The sequence below is a fragment of the Xanthomonas sp. CPBF 426 genome (assembly GCF_903989465.1).
Lineage (GTDB): Bacteria > Pseudomonadota > Gammaproteobacteria > Xanthomonadales > Xanthomonadaceae > Xanthomonas > Xanthomonas euroxanthea.
This window is the reverse complement of sequence record NZ_LR861805.1, coordinates 105,235-120,810: the sequence shown is the minus strand read 5'-3', so window position 1 is coordinate 120,810 and position 15,576 is coordinate 105,235. Positions and strand designations below refer to the sequence as shown.

10 protein-coding genes are annotated in these 15,576 nt (G+C 69.3%); all 10 read left to right on the top strand.

What is annotated here, in order from left to right; all coding sequences use genetic code 11:
* The 10 genes from H7A87_RS00475 to H7A87_RS00430 all read left to right on the top strand — a co-directional run bounded on the left by H7A87_RS00475 (position 1) and on the right by H7A87_RS00430 (position 15,454).
* A complete protein-coding gene (locus tag H7A87_RS00475; protein WP_119127220.1) occupies positions 1-1,155 on the top strand; it encodes an epoxide hydrolase family protein in 1,155 nt (384 codons plus the stop codon).
* 194 nt (positions 1,156-1,349) lie between these two features.
* Complete coding sequence (locus tag H7A87_RS00470; RefSeq protein ID WP_180496837.1) at positions 1,350-2,978, top strand: TldD/PmbA family protein; 1,629 nt, start codon at positions 1,350-1,352, stop codon at positions 2,976-2,978.
* A 1,015-nt stretch (positions 2,979-3,993) separates the two neighbouring features.
* Positions 3,994-5,628: a TldD/PmbA family protein gene (locus H7A87_RS00465; RefSeq protein WP_180496836.1), complete on the top strand. Its 1,635-nt coding sequence runs from the start codon at positions 3,994-3,996 to the stop codon at positions 5,626-5,628.
* 14 nt (positions 5,629-5,642) lie between these two features.
* Positions 5,643-6,977, top strand: a complete 1,335-nt coding sequence (locus tag H7A87_RS00460; RefSeq protein WP_119127218.1) for a TldD/PmbA family protein — start codon at positions 5,643-5,645, stop codon at positions 6,975-6,977.
* The gene (locus H7A87_RS00455; RefSeq protein WP_119127217.1) at positions 6,974-7,786 is read left to right on the top strand and encodes a DUF4159 domain-containing protein; all 813 of its coding nucleotides are present in this window, start codon (positions 6,974-6,976) and stop codon (positions 7,784-7,786) included. Before H7A87_RS00460 ends, H7A87_RS00455 begins: the two co-directional genes overlap by 4 nt.
* Before the next feature lie 251 nt (positions 7,787-8,037).
* A complete protein-coding gene (locus tag H7A87_RS00450) occupies positions 8,038-9,030 on the top strand; it encodes a MoxR family ATPase (RefSeq protein WP_119127216.1) in 993 nt (330 codons plus the stop codon).
* Between the two features lie 13 nt (positions 9,031-9,043).
* Positions 9,044-9,940: a DUF58 domain-containing protein gene (locus H7A87_RS00445; protein ID WP_119127939.1), complete on the top strand. Its 897-nt coding sequence runs from the start codon at positions 9,044-9,046 to the stop codon at positions 9,938-9,940.
* A 43-nt stretch (positions 9,941-9,983) separates the two neighbouring features.
* The gene (locus tag H7A87_RS00440) at positions 9,984-11,171 is read left to right on the top strand and encodes a BatA domain-containing protein (RefSeq protein WP_119127215.1); all 1,188 of its coding nucleotides are present in this window, start codon (positions 9,984-9,986) and stop codon (positions 11,169-11,171) included.
* Complete coding sequence (locus tag H7A87_RS00435; RefSeq protein WP_180496835.1) at positions 11,168-13,450, top strand: hypothetical protein; 2,283 nt, start codon at positions 11,168-11,170, stop codon at positions 13,448-13,450. The genes H7A87_RS00440 and H7A87_RS00435 overlap by 4 nt, the downstream gene beginning before the upstream one ends.
* Positions 13,451-13,693: 243 nt before the next feature.
* Entirely contained in the window at positions 13,694-15,454 is a 1,761-nt protein-coding gene (locus H7A87_RS00430) for a carboxypeptidase regulatory-like domain-containing protein (RefSeq protein ID WP_119127213.1), read from the top strand.
* Positions 15,455-15,576 lie beyond the last annotated feature (122 nt).

Sequence of the window (15,576 nt, the reverse complement as noted above, 5' to 3'; positions counted from 1 at the left end):
ATGCGCGATGGCATTGCACCGTTCCACATCCAGGTTGCACAAGCGGAGCTGGATGACCTTGCACACCGGCTGAGGCAAACGCGTTGGCCAAGCAGGGAGACCGTGGAGGACCACAGCCAGGGCCCGCAGAGCGAGCGCATCCGGCGCCTGGTGGACCGCTGGCAGTCCGGTTACGACTGGCGTGCGACAGAGCGGTTGTTGAACGGCTGGAACAGCAGTCGTACGACGATCGATGGACTGGAGATCCAGTTCCTGCATGTACGCTCGCCCGAGCCCGATGCGCTTGCCTTACTGCTGACGCACGGGTGGCCCGGTTCGGTGCTCGAATTCCGCGAGGTGATCGGCCCCTTGAGTGACCCGGTGGCCCATGGCGGGCAGGCGTCGGACGCCTTTCATCTCATCATTCCATCCTTGCCTGGCTTTGGGTTCTCTGCAAAACCGACCGCCCGTGGCTGGGGAATCGGGCGCACGGCTGCGGCATGGGTCGAACTGATGCGCCGCTTGGGGTATGGCGAGCGCTGGGCCGCACAGGGCGGCGATTGGGGCAGTGCGATCACCACCGCGCTTGGATTCATGCAGCCACCGGGCCTGGTGGGCATCCATCTGAACATGGCGATGTTCGAACCCAGCACGCAGGAAATCGCCCAAGCCACACCGGCCGAGCAGAAGATGCTGGAGGACGCCCAACGCTACTACACGGAATTTTCCGGCTACATGAAGCTGCAAAGCAGCCGGCCGCAATCGGTAGGCTTCAGCTTGGCGGACTCTCCGGTGGGCCTGGCTGCATGGATCTATGCACTCTTCCAGGACGTCTCCCAGAGCGGCTTCGAACCGGAGAAGGTGTTCGCGTTGGACCACCTCATCGATGACATCATGCTGTACTGGCTCCCGAACGCAGGGCCCAGCTCGGTGCGTCTGTATTGGGAAGCCGCGCAGGAAGCCAGGGCACAGATGCCTTCGCATCCAATGCCCACGCCAACTGGCATCAGCATGTTTCCCGGCGAGCAGGTGCGCCTTTCCCGGCGCTGGGCAGAGCGCCGCTTTGCGGATCTCCGTTTTTTTGGGCAAGCGCAGCGGGGTGGACATTTTGCGGCGATGGAGAATCCGCCGGTCTTTGTCGATCATCTGCGAACGACCTTCCAGTCCCTTCGGTAAGGGCGACCGCGCCTCGCGTGCCGGCACTGCCTTCGGGCCACGGCCATGCTGACGGCGCCAACGTCTCCGCATTGCAGGCGGGCTGCCGGGGGCCATGCCGGCATTGCCCCCTTGACCGCCAGCGCCCACACCGGCCAGTCTCGGGAGCTGGCACGGCGGGGAGTCGTGCCGCTGGCCTTCAACGGAGAACCGCCGTGGACCGTCGTACCTTCCTCACCTTGTCCGGCATCGGTGCTGCCGGGCTGCTGCTGCCGCACACGCGCCTGATCGCGGCCGAGCAGTTGCTCGCGCCCAACGATGCCGCGCGCAGCCGTCGCTTGTCCGATACCGCGCTGAGCACGGCCAAGGCGGCCGGTGCCAGTTATTGCGATGTGCGCGTGGGCCGTTATCTGCGCCAGTTCGTGATCACCCGCGAGGCGCAGGTGGAGAACGTGGTCAATGCCGAATCCAGTGGCGTTGGCGTGCGCGTGCTGGCCGATGGCGCCTGGGGGTTTGCGGCCACCAATACGCTGACCAGCGATGGCGTGGCCACCGCCACGCGCCAGGCGGTGGCGATCGCCAAGGCCAACGCGCGGCTGGGCGGTGCGCCGGTGCAGCTGGCGCCGGTGACGCCTGCCGGGCAGGTGCAATGGCGCACGCCGATCAAGAAGAACGCGATGGAAGTGCCGCTGGGCGACAAGGTGGCGCTGCTGATGGACGTCAACGCCGCGGCGTTGAATGCCGGTGCGACCTTCGTGGCCTCGCGCATGTTCGCGATCAACGAGCAGAAGTATTTCGCCAGCAGCGACGGCTCCTACATCGACCAGGACGTGCACCGGCTGTGGCTGCCGTTCACCGTTACCGCGGTGGACAAGGCCAGCGGCAAGTTCCGCACCCGCGACGGGCTGTCGGCGCCGATGGGCATGGGCTACGAATATCTCGACGGCGATGCCAGCCAGAAGCACCAGCTGCCAGGCGGGCTGATCGGCTACGGCCACAGCTACGATGCGCGCGAGGATGCGATCGCCGCCGCCAAGCAGGCACGCGCCAAACTCACCGCACCGTCGGTGAAGGCCGGCAAGTACGATCTGGTGATCGACCCGAGCAACCTGTTCCTCACCATCCACGAGTCGGTGGGCCATCCGCTCGAGCTCGATCGCGTGCTCGGCTACGAGGCCAACTACGCCGGTACCAGCTTCGCCACGCTGGACAAGCGCGATGCCGGCTATCGCTGGGGCAGCGATGCGGTGACCTTCGTCGCCGACCGCACCCAGCCCGGCAGCCTGGGCGCGGTGGGGTACGACGACGAGGGCGTCAAGAGCAAGCAATGGGAGCTGGTGAAGGACGGCATCCTGGTCGACTACCAGTGCACGCGCGATCAGGCGCATCTGCTCGGCAAGACCGCGTCCGATGGCTGCAGCTATGCCGACTCGTGGTCCAGCGTACAGTTCCAGCGCATGCCCAACGTCTCGCTGGCGGCAGGCAAGACGCCGCTGGCGGTTGCCGACATGATCAAGAACGTGGAGCGCGGGTTGTACATCCACGGGCGTGGCTCGTATTCGATCGATCAGCAGCGCTACAACGCGCAGTTCGGCGGGCAGTTGTTCTACGAAATCGAGAATGGCCAGGTCACGCGCCTGGTGGAAGACGGCGCCTACCAGATCCGCACGCCGGAATTCTGGAACGCCTGCAGCGCGGTCTGCGACCAACGCGACTTCCGCCTGGGCGGCTCGTTCTTCGATGGCAAGGGCCAACCCAGCCAGGTGTCGGCGGTCTCGCACGGGTCGTCCACGGCGCGCTTCGATGGCATCAACGTGATCAACACCGCACGCGCATTGGGTTGAGAGAAGCTGGTCGGTCGAGGGCGCGGTGCCCCAGAGATTGAGCTTGCGCACCAGCATCGAACAGCGCGCATCGCGCACTGCTCTTACCGCTCTTAACTGTGCACACCGACCATCGTGACTGGTCCTTGTCCGCCCACCGTCGCGGGACCTTACGCGGCATGGATGCCGCGTAAGAGCCTACAAGGACGTACTTGCGGCGTGTCCTGCGATGGTGGGCGGGCAAGGGCCCTGCAGCAAGGGCGCAGATCATCCGCTCTGCAAGCGATCCAGCCGCACTGTCCCTGTCTATCGAGACGAACCACCTAAAGCGATCGGGACTTAGACCGCGGCGGCGTTTAGACGCGATCAGATGCCCAAGTCAAAAGGCCGGGGGGTCGAGGGCGCGGTGCCCTCACCGCTCGCGGGACACCGCACCAGAGAGTGATTCGGTTGCTTTTTTTGAAGCCTCAGGTTGATCGCCTCGCGTTGCGAAGATGATCCGCGGCGTTATTCAACAACGCACGTCATGCTTTGCTCTCACTATGCGTACCGACCATCTCGACTGGTCCTTGCCCGCTCACCGTCGCGGGACCCTGAGCGGCATGGATGCCGCGCCGGAGCCTACATGGACGTACTTGCGGCGTGTCCTGCGATGGTGGGCGGGCAAGGGCCCCGCAGCAACCTCGCAGACCATCGCTTCGTTTTCAGCCGCCGTGGGCCATGTGAAACAGCGACTGCGCGCGATGGCATGCGCGCGTGCATGCCACGATCGCCAGCGAGAAAGGCACGCGTGGCATCGATCACACTGCGTGGCAACGCGATGAGGCAGCACCACACGCAGCCAGCCGCGCTCGCCACATGTGCAGGCCTGCTACGCCACCGGGTTCATGCACGTGTTGCGTTTGCATACCTACCCCTGCCGAAAGTCATTTGACGCAGCGTTCATCGCCCGGCAAGAATCGGCGATACCGTGCAGATAGCGATCTGTGCGTCACTACACTACCTGCGCGCCGCGCAGGATCATTGGGGAGTTGCCGTGCAGCGACGTGATTTCCTGGCCCTGACCGGGCTGACCATGGGCGGGCTGATCGTGCCGGCCTACTTCGGCAAGGCGATCGCCGCCGAGCAGTTGGTGACGCAACTGGATGTGGGCCGCAAGAAGCGCCTGGCCGATGCCGGCCTCAACGCCGCGCGCCAGGCCGGTGCGAGCTATTGCGATGTCCGCATCGGCCGTTATCTGCGCCAGTTCGTCATCACCCGCGAGGACAAGGTGCAGAACGTGGTCAACACCGAATCCATCGGTGCCGGCGTGCGCGTCCTGGTGGCCGGCGCCTGGGGCTTTGCCGCCACCAACGTGCTCACCGAGCAGGGCGTGGCCAAGGCCGCGGCGCAAGCCGCCGCAATCGCCAAGGCCAATGCCAAGGTGCAGGGCACGCCGGTGCAGCTGGCGCCGACGCCGGGCGTGGGCGAGGTCAGCTGGAAGACGCCGATCAGCAAGAACGCGATGGAAGTGCCGATCAAGGACAAGGTGGACCTGCTGCTGGGCGTCAACGCTGCCGCCACCGCGGCCGGCGCCAGCTTCGTCAACTCGATGCTGTTCGTGGTCAACGAACAGAAGTACTTTGCCAGCACCGATGGCTCGTACATCGACCAGGACGTGCACCGCATCTGGGCGCCGCTGAGCGTGACCGCCATCGACAAGGCCAGCGGCAAGTTCCGCACCCGCGACGGCTTGTCCGCGCCGATGGGGCTGGGCTACGAGTATCTGGATGGCGCCGCCTCGGGCAAGTTCGTCTCGCCCAACGGCGTGGTCAATTACGGCCTGTCCTACGACATGAAGGAAGACGCGATTGCCGCGGCCAAACAGGCGCAGGAAAAGCTCAAGGCGCCCTCGGTCAAGCCGGGCAAGTACGACCTGGTGCTGGACCCCTCGCACACCTGGCTGACCATCCACGAGTCGGTCGGCCATCCGCTGGAGCTGGACCGCGTGCTCGGCTACGAGGCCAACTACGCCGGCACCAGCTTCGCCACGCTGGACAAGCTCAAGGCAGGCTTCCAGTACGGCAGCGACAAGGTGCATATCCTGGCCGACAAGCTCCAGCCCGGCAGCCTGGGCGCGGTGGGCTACGACGATGAGGGCGTCAAGACCAAGCGGTGGGACCTGATCCGCGACGGCAAGCTGGTGGACTACCAGGCCATCCGCGACCAGGCGCATATCCTCGGCAAGACCGCCTCCGATGGCTGCTGCTATGCCGACTCGTGGTCCAGCGTGCAGTTCCAGCGCATGGCCAATGTGTCGCTGGCCGCCGGCAAGACACCGCTGAGCGTGAGCGAGTTGATCAAGGACGTGGAAAACGGCATCTACATCATCGGCGACGGCTCGTTCTCCATCGACCAGCAGCGCTACAACGCGCAGTTCGGCGGCCAGCTGTTCTACGAGATCAAGAACGGCGCCATCACCCGCATGCTCGAGGACGTGGCCTACCAGATCCGCACGCCGGAATTCTGGAATGCCTGCAGCGCCGTGGCCGATCAACGCGACTACCGCCTGGGCGGCTCGTTCTTCGACGGCAAGGGCCAGCCGAGCCAGTCCTCGGCAGTCTCGCATGGCTCGTCCACCGCCCGTTTCGACGGCATCAACGTCATCAATACCGCCCGCTCGCTCGGCTGACAGGAGAAACCCACATGAGCATCCTTACCGAAGCGCAGGCCAAGGCCATCCTGGACAAGGTCATCAAGCTGTCCAAGGCCGACGAGTGCACCGCCACGCTCAGCGGCTCGATCGACGGCAACATCCGTTTCGCACTGAATAACGTGTCCACCAGCGGCATCGTCGACAACACCGACCTGCAGGTGCAGGTGGCGTTCGGCAAGCGCGTGGGCGTCGCCACCATCAACGAGTTCGACGACGCCGCGCTGGAGCGCGTGGTGCGGCGTGCCGAAGACCTGGCGCGGCTGGCGCCGGAAAACCCGGAATTCATGCCGGCGGTGGACAAGCAGACCTACCGGCCCAGCCCCACCTTCAGCGACTCCACCGCCGCCATCGACCCGGCGTTTCGCGCGCAGGTGGCTGCCGATTCGATCGCGCCGTGCAAGGGCAAGGGCCTGATCGCGGCCGGCTTCCTGGAAGATGGCCAGAGCTTTACCGCGTTCGCCAACAGCAAGGGCAACTTTGGCTACCAGCGCGGCGCGCGTTTCGACTACACCTGCACCGTGCGCACCGAAGACGGCCGCGGCTCGGGCTGGGTGGGGCGCAACCTGAAGGATGCCGCCGACTTCAAGGCCGAGCAGGACATCCGCATCGCCATGCGCAAGGCCAGCGATTCGTCCGAAGCCAAGGCGCTGGAGCCGGGCAAGTACACGGTGATCCTGGAGCCGGCGGCGGCGGCAGGATTGATCTCCTTCATGATGCGCTACTTCGATGCGCGCATGGCCGACGAGGGCCGCAGCTTCCTGTCCAAGAAGGGCGGCGGCAACAAGCTGGGCGAACAGGTCTACGACCCGCGCGTGAACATCACCGCCGACCCGTGGGATGCGCGTGCCGCGGTGCTGCCGTGGGACGAGGAAGGCCTGCCGCGCGAGAAGATGGCCATCGTGGAAAACGGCAAGATCGCCAACCTGCAGTATTCGCGGTTCTGGGCGCAGAAGAACGGCAAGCGCGCCGTCGGCGAGCCGGGCAACCTGCTGATGGCCGGTGGCGACAAGAACATCGCCGAGCTGGTGCGCGGCACCGAGAAGGGCATCCTGGTCACGCGCACCTGGTACATCCGCATGGTCGACCCGCAGACCGTGCTGCTGACCGGGCTGACCCGCGACGGCACCTTCTACATCGAGAACGGGCAGATCAAGTACCCGGTGAAGAATTTCCGCTTCAACGAATCGCCGATCATCATGCTCAACAACATCGACGAGCTGGGCAGGCCGGTGCGCGTGGCCGGCGATGAATCCAGCTACGTGATGATGATTCCGCCGATGCGGCTGCGCGACTTTACGTTTACCTCGTTGTCGGATGCGGTGTGAGGAGGAGCCGGGAATCGGGATTGGGGAATCGGGAATGGGAGAGCAAGAGCCGCTCCTCCCAACCTGATTGTTTACCAGCGCTTCCGGTTCCCTGTTTCCTCATGGCCCCGACATCACGTCGTCATTTCCTTGGATTGCTGCTCGGTAGCGTCACTGCGTTGGCGTTGCCGCTGCGTGCGCGGGCGGCGGGCAATTACGATTTCTGGTTTACCCGGCTGCGTTACGATTCGGGCGATTGGGATGTGGATGCGCGCATGCCGTCCAACCTGATCACCTCGCTGATCGACTACACCCAGCTGCGCGTGGATCCGCAGGAGCACGTGCTGGACCTGGCCGATCCGCGCATGCTGCAGGCACCGTTCTGCTACCTGTCCGGGCACAAGCTGGTGGAGTTCAATCCGGCCGAGCGGCGCAACTTCGAACGCTATGTGCGCAATGGCGGGTTCGTGTTCGTGGACGATTGCAATCACGATATCGACGGCCTGTTCGCCACCTCGTTCGAGGCGCAGATGGCAACGATCTTCGGCAAGAGCGCATTGCAGAAGCTGCCCAAAAACCATCGTCTCTACAGTGCATTCTTCAAGTTCCCCGACGGCCCGCCGGCCACCAGCTTCGAGCTCAATGGCTGGGGCGACGACCTGGTGCACGATTATCTCAGGGGCATCAGCATCGATGGCCGGCTCGGCGTGTTGTACAGCAACAAGGACTACGGCTGCGAATGGGATTACGACTGGCGCAACAAACGCTTCCTGGCCGAAGACAACACCAAGTTTGCAGTGAACATCGTGATGTATGCATTGACCAACTGAAATCGATCCGCAGGAGCGCGCTTGCGCGCGATGAGGCTTTATCGGTAACGCCACATCGCGCGCCAGCGCGCTCCTACAGGAATCACGCGAGATTTTTTCCAGGCACGACACCACCGCCAACCGCCCGCCGTCGCATACGCAAGCCGCGCACGCCTTTGTAGGAGCGCGCTTGCGCGCGATGAAGACTGACCGGTAACGCATCGCGCGCAGGCGCGCTCCTACGCCAGCAGCCAGACAACGAGACATCCCCCATGACTTCCCCCAGCGACGACATCCTCACCCGGCAGCTCTCCCAACTCGGCGCGCTGCGTGCGGCCCTGGCCCAGGCGGTGGTGGGCCAGGACGCGGTGGTGGAGCAACTGCTGATCGGCCTGCTGGCCGGCGGCCACTGCCTGCTGGAAGGCGCGCCCGGCCTGGGCAAGACGCTGCTGGTGCGCTCGCTGGGGCAGGCGCTGGAGCTGCAGTTCCGCCGCGTGCAGTTCACCCCCGACCTGATGCCCAGCGACATCCTCGGCACCGAGTTGCTGGAAGAGGAGCATGGCACCGGGCATCGGCAGTTCCGGTTCCAGCAGGGCCCGATCTTCACCAACCTGCTGCTGGCCGACGAGCTCAATCGCACCCCGCCCAAGACCCAGGCCGCGCTGCTGGAGGCGATGAGCGAGCGCACGGTGAGTTATGCCGGCACCACCTATGCGTTGCCGGCGCCGTTCTTCGTGCTGGCCACGCAGAACCCGATCGAACAGGCCGGCACCTATCCATTGCCGGAAGCGCAGCTGGACCGCTTCCTGCTGCATGTGCGGGTGGATTACCCCAGCGAGCAGGAAGAGCGCGACATCCTCACCCAGACCACCGGCACCACCAGTGCGCAGGTGCCCAGGGTGATGGATGCCGACAGCGTGCTGGCGCTGCAGCAACAGGTGCGGCACGTGCATGTGGGCGCGGACCTGCTGACCTGGATCAATCGCCTGGTGCGGGCCAGCCGCCCCGGCCCGCAGGCCAGCGAGGAGGTGCGCCAGTGGATCAAATGGGGCGCCGGCCCGCGCGCCGGGCAATCGCTGGTGCTGGCGGCCAAGGCGCGTGCGTTGTTGCACGGCCGCCTTGCCGCCACCCGCGAGGACGTCACCGCGCTGGCCGCGCCGGTGATGCGCCATCGCCTGTTGCTGTCGTTCGCGGCCGAGGCCGAACAACGCAGCGCCGACGATGTGGTCGCCGCGCTGCTGCGCGCCGTGCCGTTCCCGGCGTGAGGCGCGCGGCAACGTGAGCGAGGACGTGCCGGCACTGCTTCCTGCCGAGCTGCGCAGCCGCCTGCGCGGCCTGCAGCTGCGCGCGCGGCATGCGCAGGGCGCGCAGGGCATCGGCCAGCACGCCAGCCGCAGCCGCGGCGCCGGGCTGGAATTCTCGCAATACCGCGCGTACGAACCCGGCGATGCACTGCGCCAGATCGACTGGAAGCTCTACGCCCGCTCGGACCGCTTCTTCGTGCGCGAAGCAGAGCGCGAGAGTCCGCTGACGCTGTGGGTGTTGCTCGATGCCACCGCCTCCGCCGGCCAGGCCGATCAGGCGCGCCCGCACTACACGCGCCTGCAGGCGATGGCGACCCTGGCCGCGTGCGCTGCCGACGTCGCGCTGCGCCAGGGCGACCAGGTCGGCCTGTTCGCCGTGCACGGCGGCGGCCTGGTCGCCGTGCCAGCCGCTGGCGGGCCGCGCCAGCGCGACCGGCTCTGGCTGGCCCTGCACGGGCTGCGCGCCGGTGGGCGCTGGCCGGGCATGGACGCAGTGCGTCCGCTATGGGAACGCATTGCCGCACACACCCTGGTGCTGTCGATTGGCGACGGCTTCGACGAAGAACTGGTCGGCGCCCTGGAAAAACTCGCCGCCGCACGCCGCGAGGTGATGCAGCTGCAGGTGCTGACCTGCGACGAACGCGATTTCCCTTTCGACGGCGGGCATCGCTTCCGCGACCCGGAAACCGGCGAAGAACTGCTTGGCGATGGCGCTGCGATGCGCGCGGCGTATCTGCAACGCTTCGGCGCGGCCCAGCGCGCGCTGCAGGCGCGCTGGCAGGCCGCCGGCATTGCGCACGCGGTGCATTATCTGGATGCGCCACCGGATGCGGCATTGCGCGAACTGTTTGCGCACGGTGCGCGGCGATGAGCCGGCGCACCGACGCGACCGCCGCAGCTGAGGGAGCGCAGCGGTGAACCTGCTCCTGCTGTTCCCCGCCGGCCTGGCCGCGTTGGCCGCGTTGCTGCTGCCGTTGCTGATCCACCTGGCCCGACGCAGCGAACACCGCCCCACCGACTTTGCCGCACTGCGCTGGCTGCGCGCGCTGCCGCGCCCCCGGCACCGCGTGCGGTTCGACGAATGGCCACTGTTGCTGGTGCGCCTGCTGTTGCTGGCCGCCATGGCGCTGCTGCTGGCCGAGCCGGCGTTGCGCGAGCACCGGCAGGCGCGCCCGCGCATCGCGGTCAGCCCCGGCGTGGATCTGGCCGCCGCCCGGGCACTCACCCACGCGGCCAACGCGCAGTGGGTCTGGCTGGCGCCAGGCTTCCCGCCGATCGCTGCCGATGCGGCACGCCCACCCGCCACGCCCGCCGGCACCGCGCCGCCGGTCGGCAGCCTGCTGCGCGAACTCGATGCCAGCCTGCCGCCGGAGACCGCGCTCAGCGTGATCGTGCCCAGCCAGTGGGGGCCGCTGGATGCGCAACGCCTGCAGCTGTCGCGCAACGTGCAGTGGCAGGTGCTGCCCGGCCAGTCGCCGGCGGCCGCTGCGGCGGCCGTTCCACCGTTGCGGCTGCAGGCCATCGCCGACGCTCCCGCCGACCCGGCGCTGCGTTATCTGCGCGCCGTCCATGCCGCCTGGGCACTGCCCGGCGCACTGCCGGTGGGCACGCCCGCGGACGCCGCGCCGGCACGCTGGCCGGCCGGCACGGTGGTGGCCTGGCTGTCGCAGCGGCCACCGCCGGCGCCGGTCATCGCCTGGGTCGCCGCCGGCGGGCAACTGCTGCTCGCGGCGCAGACGCCGGCCCCGCACGCACTCGCCGGCCCGCTGCAACCGCTGCTGCAGGATGCACACGGCACCCCGCTGATCGATGCCAGCGCTGTGGGCCGCGGTCGCCTGCTGCGCTGGGCCGCGCCGCTGCAGCCGCAGCAGCTGCCGGCGCTGCTGGAGGCCGATTTTCCCACCCGCCTGCACGACGCCCTGCAGTCGGTACCCGCACCACAGCGCGCGCTGGCGCAGACCCAACAGCCGCAACGCGGCCCCGCCATCCGCCTGGCCAATGCCCCCCGGCCGCTGGCGCCGTGGCTGATCGGCCTGGTGCTGCTGCTGTTTGCGGTCGAACGCTGGCTGGCCACCGCGCCACGCCGGGGCACCGCGGCATGAGTACGCCTGCCCTGCACCGCGCATGGCAGGCCGCGCGACGACGGCAGGCCGCAGGCGTGCTGCTGTGCGGGCTGCCGCTGGCCGTGCTGCCGGCGCTGCTGGCCTGGCGCGCCGGTGCGCAGCCGGCGCTCCTGCCGATGCTGCTGGGCGTGCTGGGCCTGCTGGTTCTGCTCGGCGTGGCAGTGCTGGCGGCACGCCGGCTCGACCAGGCCTGGCTGATCCGCCGGCTGGATCGCGATGCGGATCTGGAAGACAGCAGCGACCTGCTGTTCGCCCCGCCCGGGCAGCTCGGTCCGTTGCAGGCCCTGCAACGCCAGCGCCTGGAACAGCGCCTGCGCAGCACGCCGCGCGACCTGCGCCCGGCCTGGCCCTGGCGGCGCGGCTGGCCGTGGAGCCTGCTCGGCCTGCTCGCCTGCGCCGCCGTGCTGCTGTGGCCGCACTCCGCCCACCGGCCCACGGCAGGCAAGGACCGGATCGCCGCCGCCGGTGCCAACACCGGCGCCCCCACGCTGGGTCAGGCCCGGCTGCACAGCACCCCGCCCGCCTACACCGGCCTGCCGCCCACCCGCCTGCCCGGCCTGGATGCGCGCGTGCCGGCCGGCACCCGGCTGCACTGGCAGCTACAGGTCCACCCGGCGCCGCGCAGCGTGGCGCTGCGGCTGACCGACGGACGCAGCATCGCGCTGGCCCGGCAGGGCATTACCGATCACTGGCAGGGCCAGTGGATCGCCGAGCGCGCCAGCCTGTACCGCATCCTCATCGACGGCGTGCCGGCCGACCGCCGGCTGCACCGCCTCGACGTGCTGCCGGACCGCCCGCCGCAGGTGCGGGTGCTGGCGCCCGAACAGAGCCTGGTGCTGTGGACACCCGCCAATGGCGGCTGGACGCTGCGCTTCGAAGCCAGCGACGACTACGCGGTGGCCGCCAGCGCCGAGCTGCGCCTGACCCTGGCCCAGGGCAGCGGCGAGAACATCACCTTCACCACCCAGCGCCGCACGCTCGGCGGCAGCGGCCCGGCCAGGCAGCGCGGCTTTTCCACCACGCTGCAGCCGCAGGCGCTGGGCATGGCGGCCGGCGACGACCTGATCGCCCAGCTCATCGTCCACGACACCCGCCAGCCCGGCCCGCAGGAAGGCCGCAGCGCCAGCGTGATCCTGCGCTGGCCACCGCCCGAGCAGACCATGGCCGCCGGCCTGGAGGCCAGCGTCAAGCAGACCTTGCCGGCCTATTTCCGCAGCCAGCGCCAGATCATCATCGACGCCGAGGCACTGCTGAAGGAAAAACCGCGCCTGGACGCGGCCACCTACCTCAAGCGCGCCGACGCCATCGGCGTGGACCAGCGCCTGCTGCGGCTGCGCTACGGCCAGTTCCTGGGCGAAGAGAGCGAAGGCGCGCCCAAGGGCCCGCCGACCGCCGACGCACCGCCCACCAGCGACACCCCGGCCGACGATCTGCCCACCGCCGACATGCCCACCGCGGATGCACCGGCCGCCCCTGCGGCGGCGGCGCCCGCGCCCGCCCGGGACGAACACGGGCATGACGCGCACGACCACGACCACGCCGCCGCATCCGAGGCCGGCGCCGCCGCGCTGGACGACCACGACCATGCGCACGGCGACGGCGGGCCCGAACGCCACGGCTTCGGCCAGGCGCAGGATGTGCTGTCCGAGTTCGGGCACACCCACGACCATGCCGAAGCCGCCACCTTGCTCGACCCGCAGACCCGCGCGTTGCTGCGCGCCGCGCTGGACCAGATGTGGCAGTCCGAGGGCGAGCTGCGGCAGGGCCACCCCGAACGCGCCCTGCCGTTTGCCAACAAGGCGCTGGGCTTCATCAAGCAGGTGCAGCAGGCCGAACGCATCTACCTGGCGCGGGTCGGCACGCAGTTGCCGCCGATCGACCCCGGCCGGCGCCTGAGCGGCGACCGCGCCGGCCTGGGCGACCGCGCCGCCGGCCTGGACACCCGCCCGGATCCGGATCCGTCCGCGCTGCAGCTATGGGACGCGCTGGGCGAACAGGCGCCGGTCCCGGATGCCGCCCTGGCCCGCTACGCGCAGTGGCTGCAGACCCGGCAGGACCGCCTGCCCGATCCGCTGAGCCTGGCCGCCGCGGTGGAAACCCTGCGCTCCGAACCGGACTGCGCCAGCTGCCGCGCCCAGCTGCGCGCCCAGGTCTGGCGCACGCTCATCGCCCCGCAGGCCCCGGTCCGCCGTCGCCCCACGCCGGACGCGCGCGGCCAGCGCTATCTGGATGCCCTGCGCCAGGAGCCGCCACCATGATGCTGCCGTCGCCCCGGCAGACGACAGTCGCCGTTGCCTGGCGCACCGTCGCGCCACCTCCAGCGCGCCCTGGATATGGCGTACGTGGAGCCAGGCCATGAACCTCTCGCCACGTTTGCACGCCGGCAAGGCCCTGCGGTTGCCGCTGGCGATGGGGTGCTTGCGGCGGCCAGGTGGGCACGCCGCGCCGCCGCGTTGGGGTGGCCGGCACTGTGCGGATGCACGCCGCCAGGAGCCGCAGCCATGACGCTTTCGCTGCCCTGGCTGGTCGGCAGTGCCTTGCTGCTGCTGGTGCTGCTGAGCTGGTGGCGGCTGCTGCGCGCGCACGCGCGGCAGCCCCATGCGCGCTTGCGGCTGTGGCTGTTGCTCGCCGCCCAGCCGCTGCTCGCCGGCCTGCTCTACCCGGTGCTGCTGCCGCCGCCGCGCGCCGGCAGTGCAAGCGAGCTGCATGTCGCCACCGCCGGCACCCAGGCGGATCAGGTTCGCCCCAATGCCGCGCCGTGGGTCGCGCTGCCCGAGGCACCCGCCTTGCCGGGCGTGACCCGCATGCCGGACCTGGCCACCGCGTTGCGCCGTGCGCCCGGCACCACCGCGCTGGTCGTGCATGGCAGCGGCTTGCCCGCACGCGACCGCGACACCCTGCGCATCCCGGTGCGGCTGGCGCTGACCCTGGCGCCGGCAGGCCTGGTCGCCGTCTCCACGCCGCCCCCGGTCGCACCCGGCGAACGCATCGCGATCAGCGCGCGCGTGCAGGGGCTGCCGGGCGCGCGGGTGGAGCTGCTGGATCCCGCCGGGCAGGTGGTCGACACCGCTGCCGCCGATGCGCGCGGCCAGGTGCAGCTGCGTGGCCTGGCGCGCGCATCCGGGCAGGTGGTGTTCGCGCTGCGCCTGCGCGATGCCGCAGGCGCAGAACGCGGCCGCGTGACGGTGCCGGTGCTGATCGCCGCAGTGCCGTCCGCACGCGTGCTGGTGCTGGCCGGCGCGCCGCAGCCGGAACTGAAATACCTGCGCCGCTGGGCCAGCGATGCCGGCATGCAGGTGCGCAGCCAGATCGCCGTCGGCCCCGGCGTGCAACTGGGCGAGGGCGCTGCACTGGATGCCGCCAGCCTGGATGCGCTGGACCTGCTGGTCATCGACCAGCGCCGCCTGGTCGTCCTGGGCAACGCACAGCGCCAGGGCGTGCGCGCTGCGATCGGCCGCGGCCTGGGCGTGCTGGTGCGCACCGACGGCCCCGTGGATGCGGCCGCCCGCGCCGCGCTCGGCGCGCTGGGCCTGGCCGTGACAGGCGGCAGCAGCAGCGCCGCAGTCGCCGCGCCGCTGGCGCTGGCAGCGCCCGGCGCCATTGATCCGGCCGCAGCGGCGGCCAACGCCACGCCCCTGCCGCCGCTGCAGCGCCGCGAGCTGCAAGCGCAGGACGCCGACGCGGTGATTGCCGCACGCGCAGACGACGGCAGCGCGTTGGGCTGGTGGCGCCAGCAAGGCCGCGGCCGCATCGGCATCGGCCTGGTCGAAGACAGCTTCGTCCTGGTGCTGGCCGGCCGCAGCGACCTGCATGCCGCGCTATGGGCGCAGCTGTTCAGTGCGGTCGCCCGCGCCGGCGGCACGGCGCCCGCTGCGGTGCAGACAGGCTGGTCGCACCAACGCATGGCGCTGTGCGGTGTCGTCGCAGACGCGCATGTCACCGACTCCACCGGTCGCTCCCAGGCACTGCTGATCGATGCCGCCAGCGGCGCCCGGGCCTGCGCCGGCTACTGGCCGACCAGCGCAGGCTGGCATCGCCTGCAGACCGGCACACAGCAGCGCTGGCTCTATGTGCGCGCGCCCGGCGATGCCTCCGCGCTGTACACCCAGCAAACCCGCGACGCCACTGTTGCGATGGCCGCCTTCGACGCGCGCGCAGGTATCGGCACGCCTACATCGCTACCCGGTACCCGCTGGCCCTGGCTGCTGGCCTGGCTCACGCTGGCCGCAGCCCTGTGGTGGCTGGAACGGCGCCGTCGCTGACTGCCGCAGCGCACCGCCCTCTCCGTGCATGATCGGGTGCAGTGCGCTTCCCGGTCCTGGCCCTTGCAATCCACTGCACTGGAAAACAGCGCCGCTGCCGCATCGGCAACGTGTCGGCGACA

Excerpts from the sequence above, each read along its gene's own strand:
- H7A87_RS00475 (WP_119127220.1), top strand. The coding sequence starts at position 1 with ATGCGCGATGGCATTGCACCGTTCCACATCCAGGTTGCACAAGCGGAG.
- H7A87_RS00460 (WP_119127218.1), top strand. The coding sequence starts at position 5,643 with ATGAGCATCCTTACCGAAGCGCAGGCCAAGGCCATCCTGGACAAGGTC.
- H7A87_RS00450 (WP_119127216.1), top strand. The coding sequence starts at position 8,038 with ATGACTTCCCCCAGCGACGACATCCTCACCCGGCAGCTCTCCCAACTC.
- H7A87_RS00435 (WP_180496835.1), top strand. The coding sequence starts at position 11,168 with ATGAGTACGCCTGCCCTGCACCGCGCATGGCAGGCCGCGCGACGACGG.
- H7A87_RS00430 (WP_119127213.1), top strand. The coding sequence starts at position 13,694 with ATGACGCTTTCGCTGCCCTGGCTGGTCGGCAGTGCCTTGCTGCTGCTG.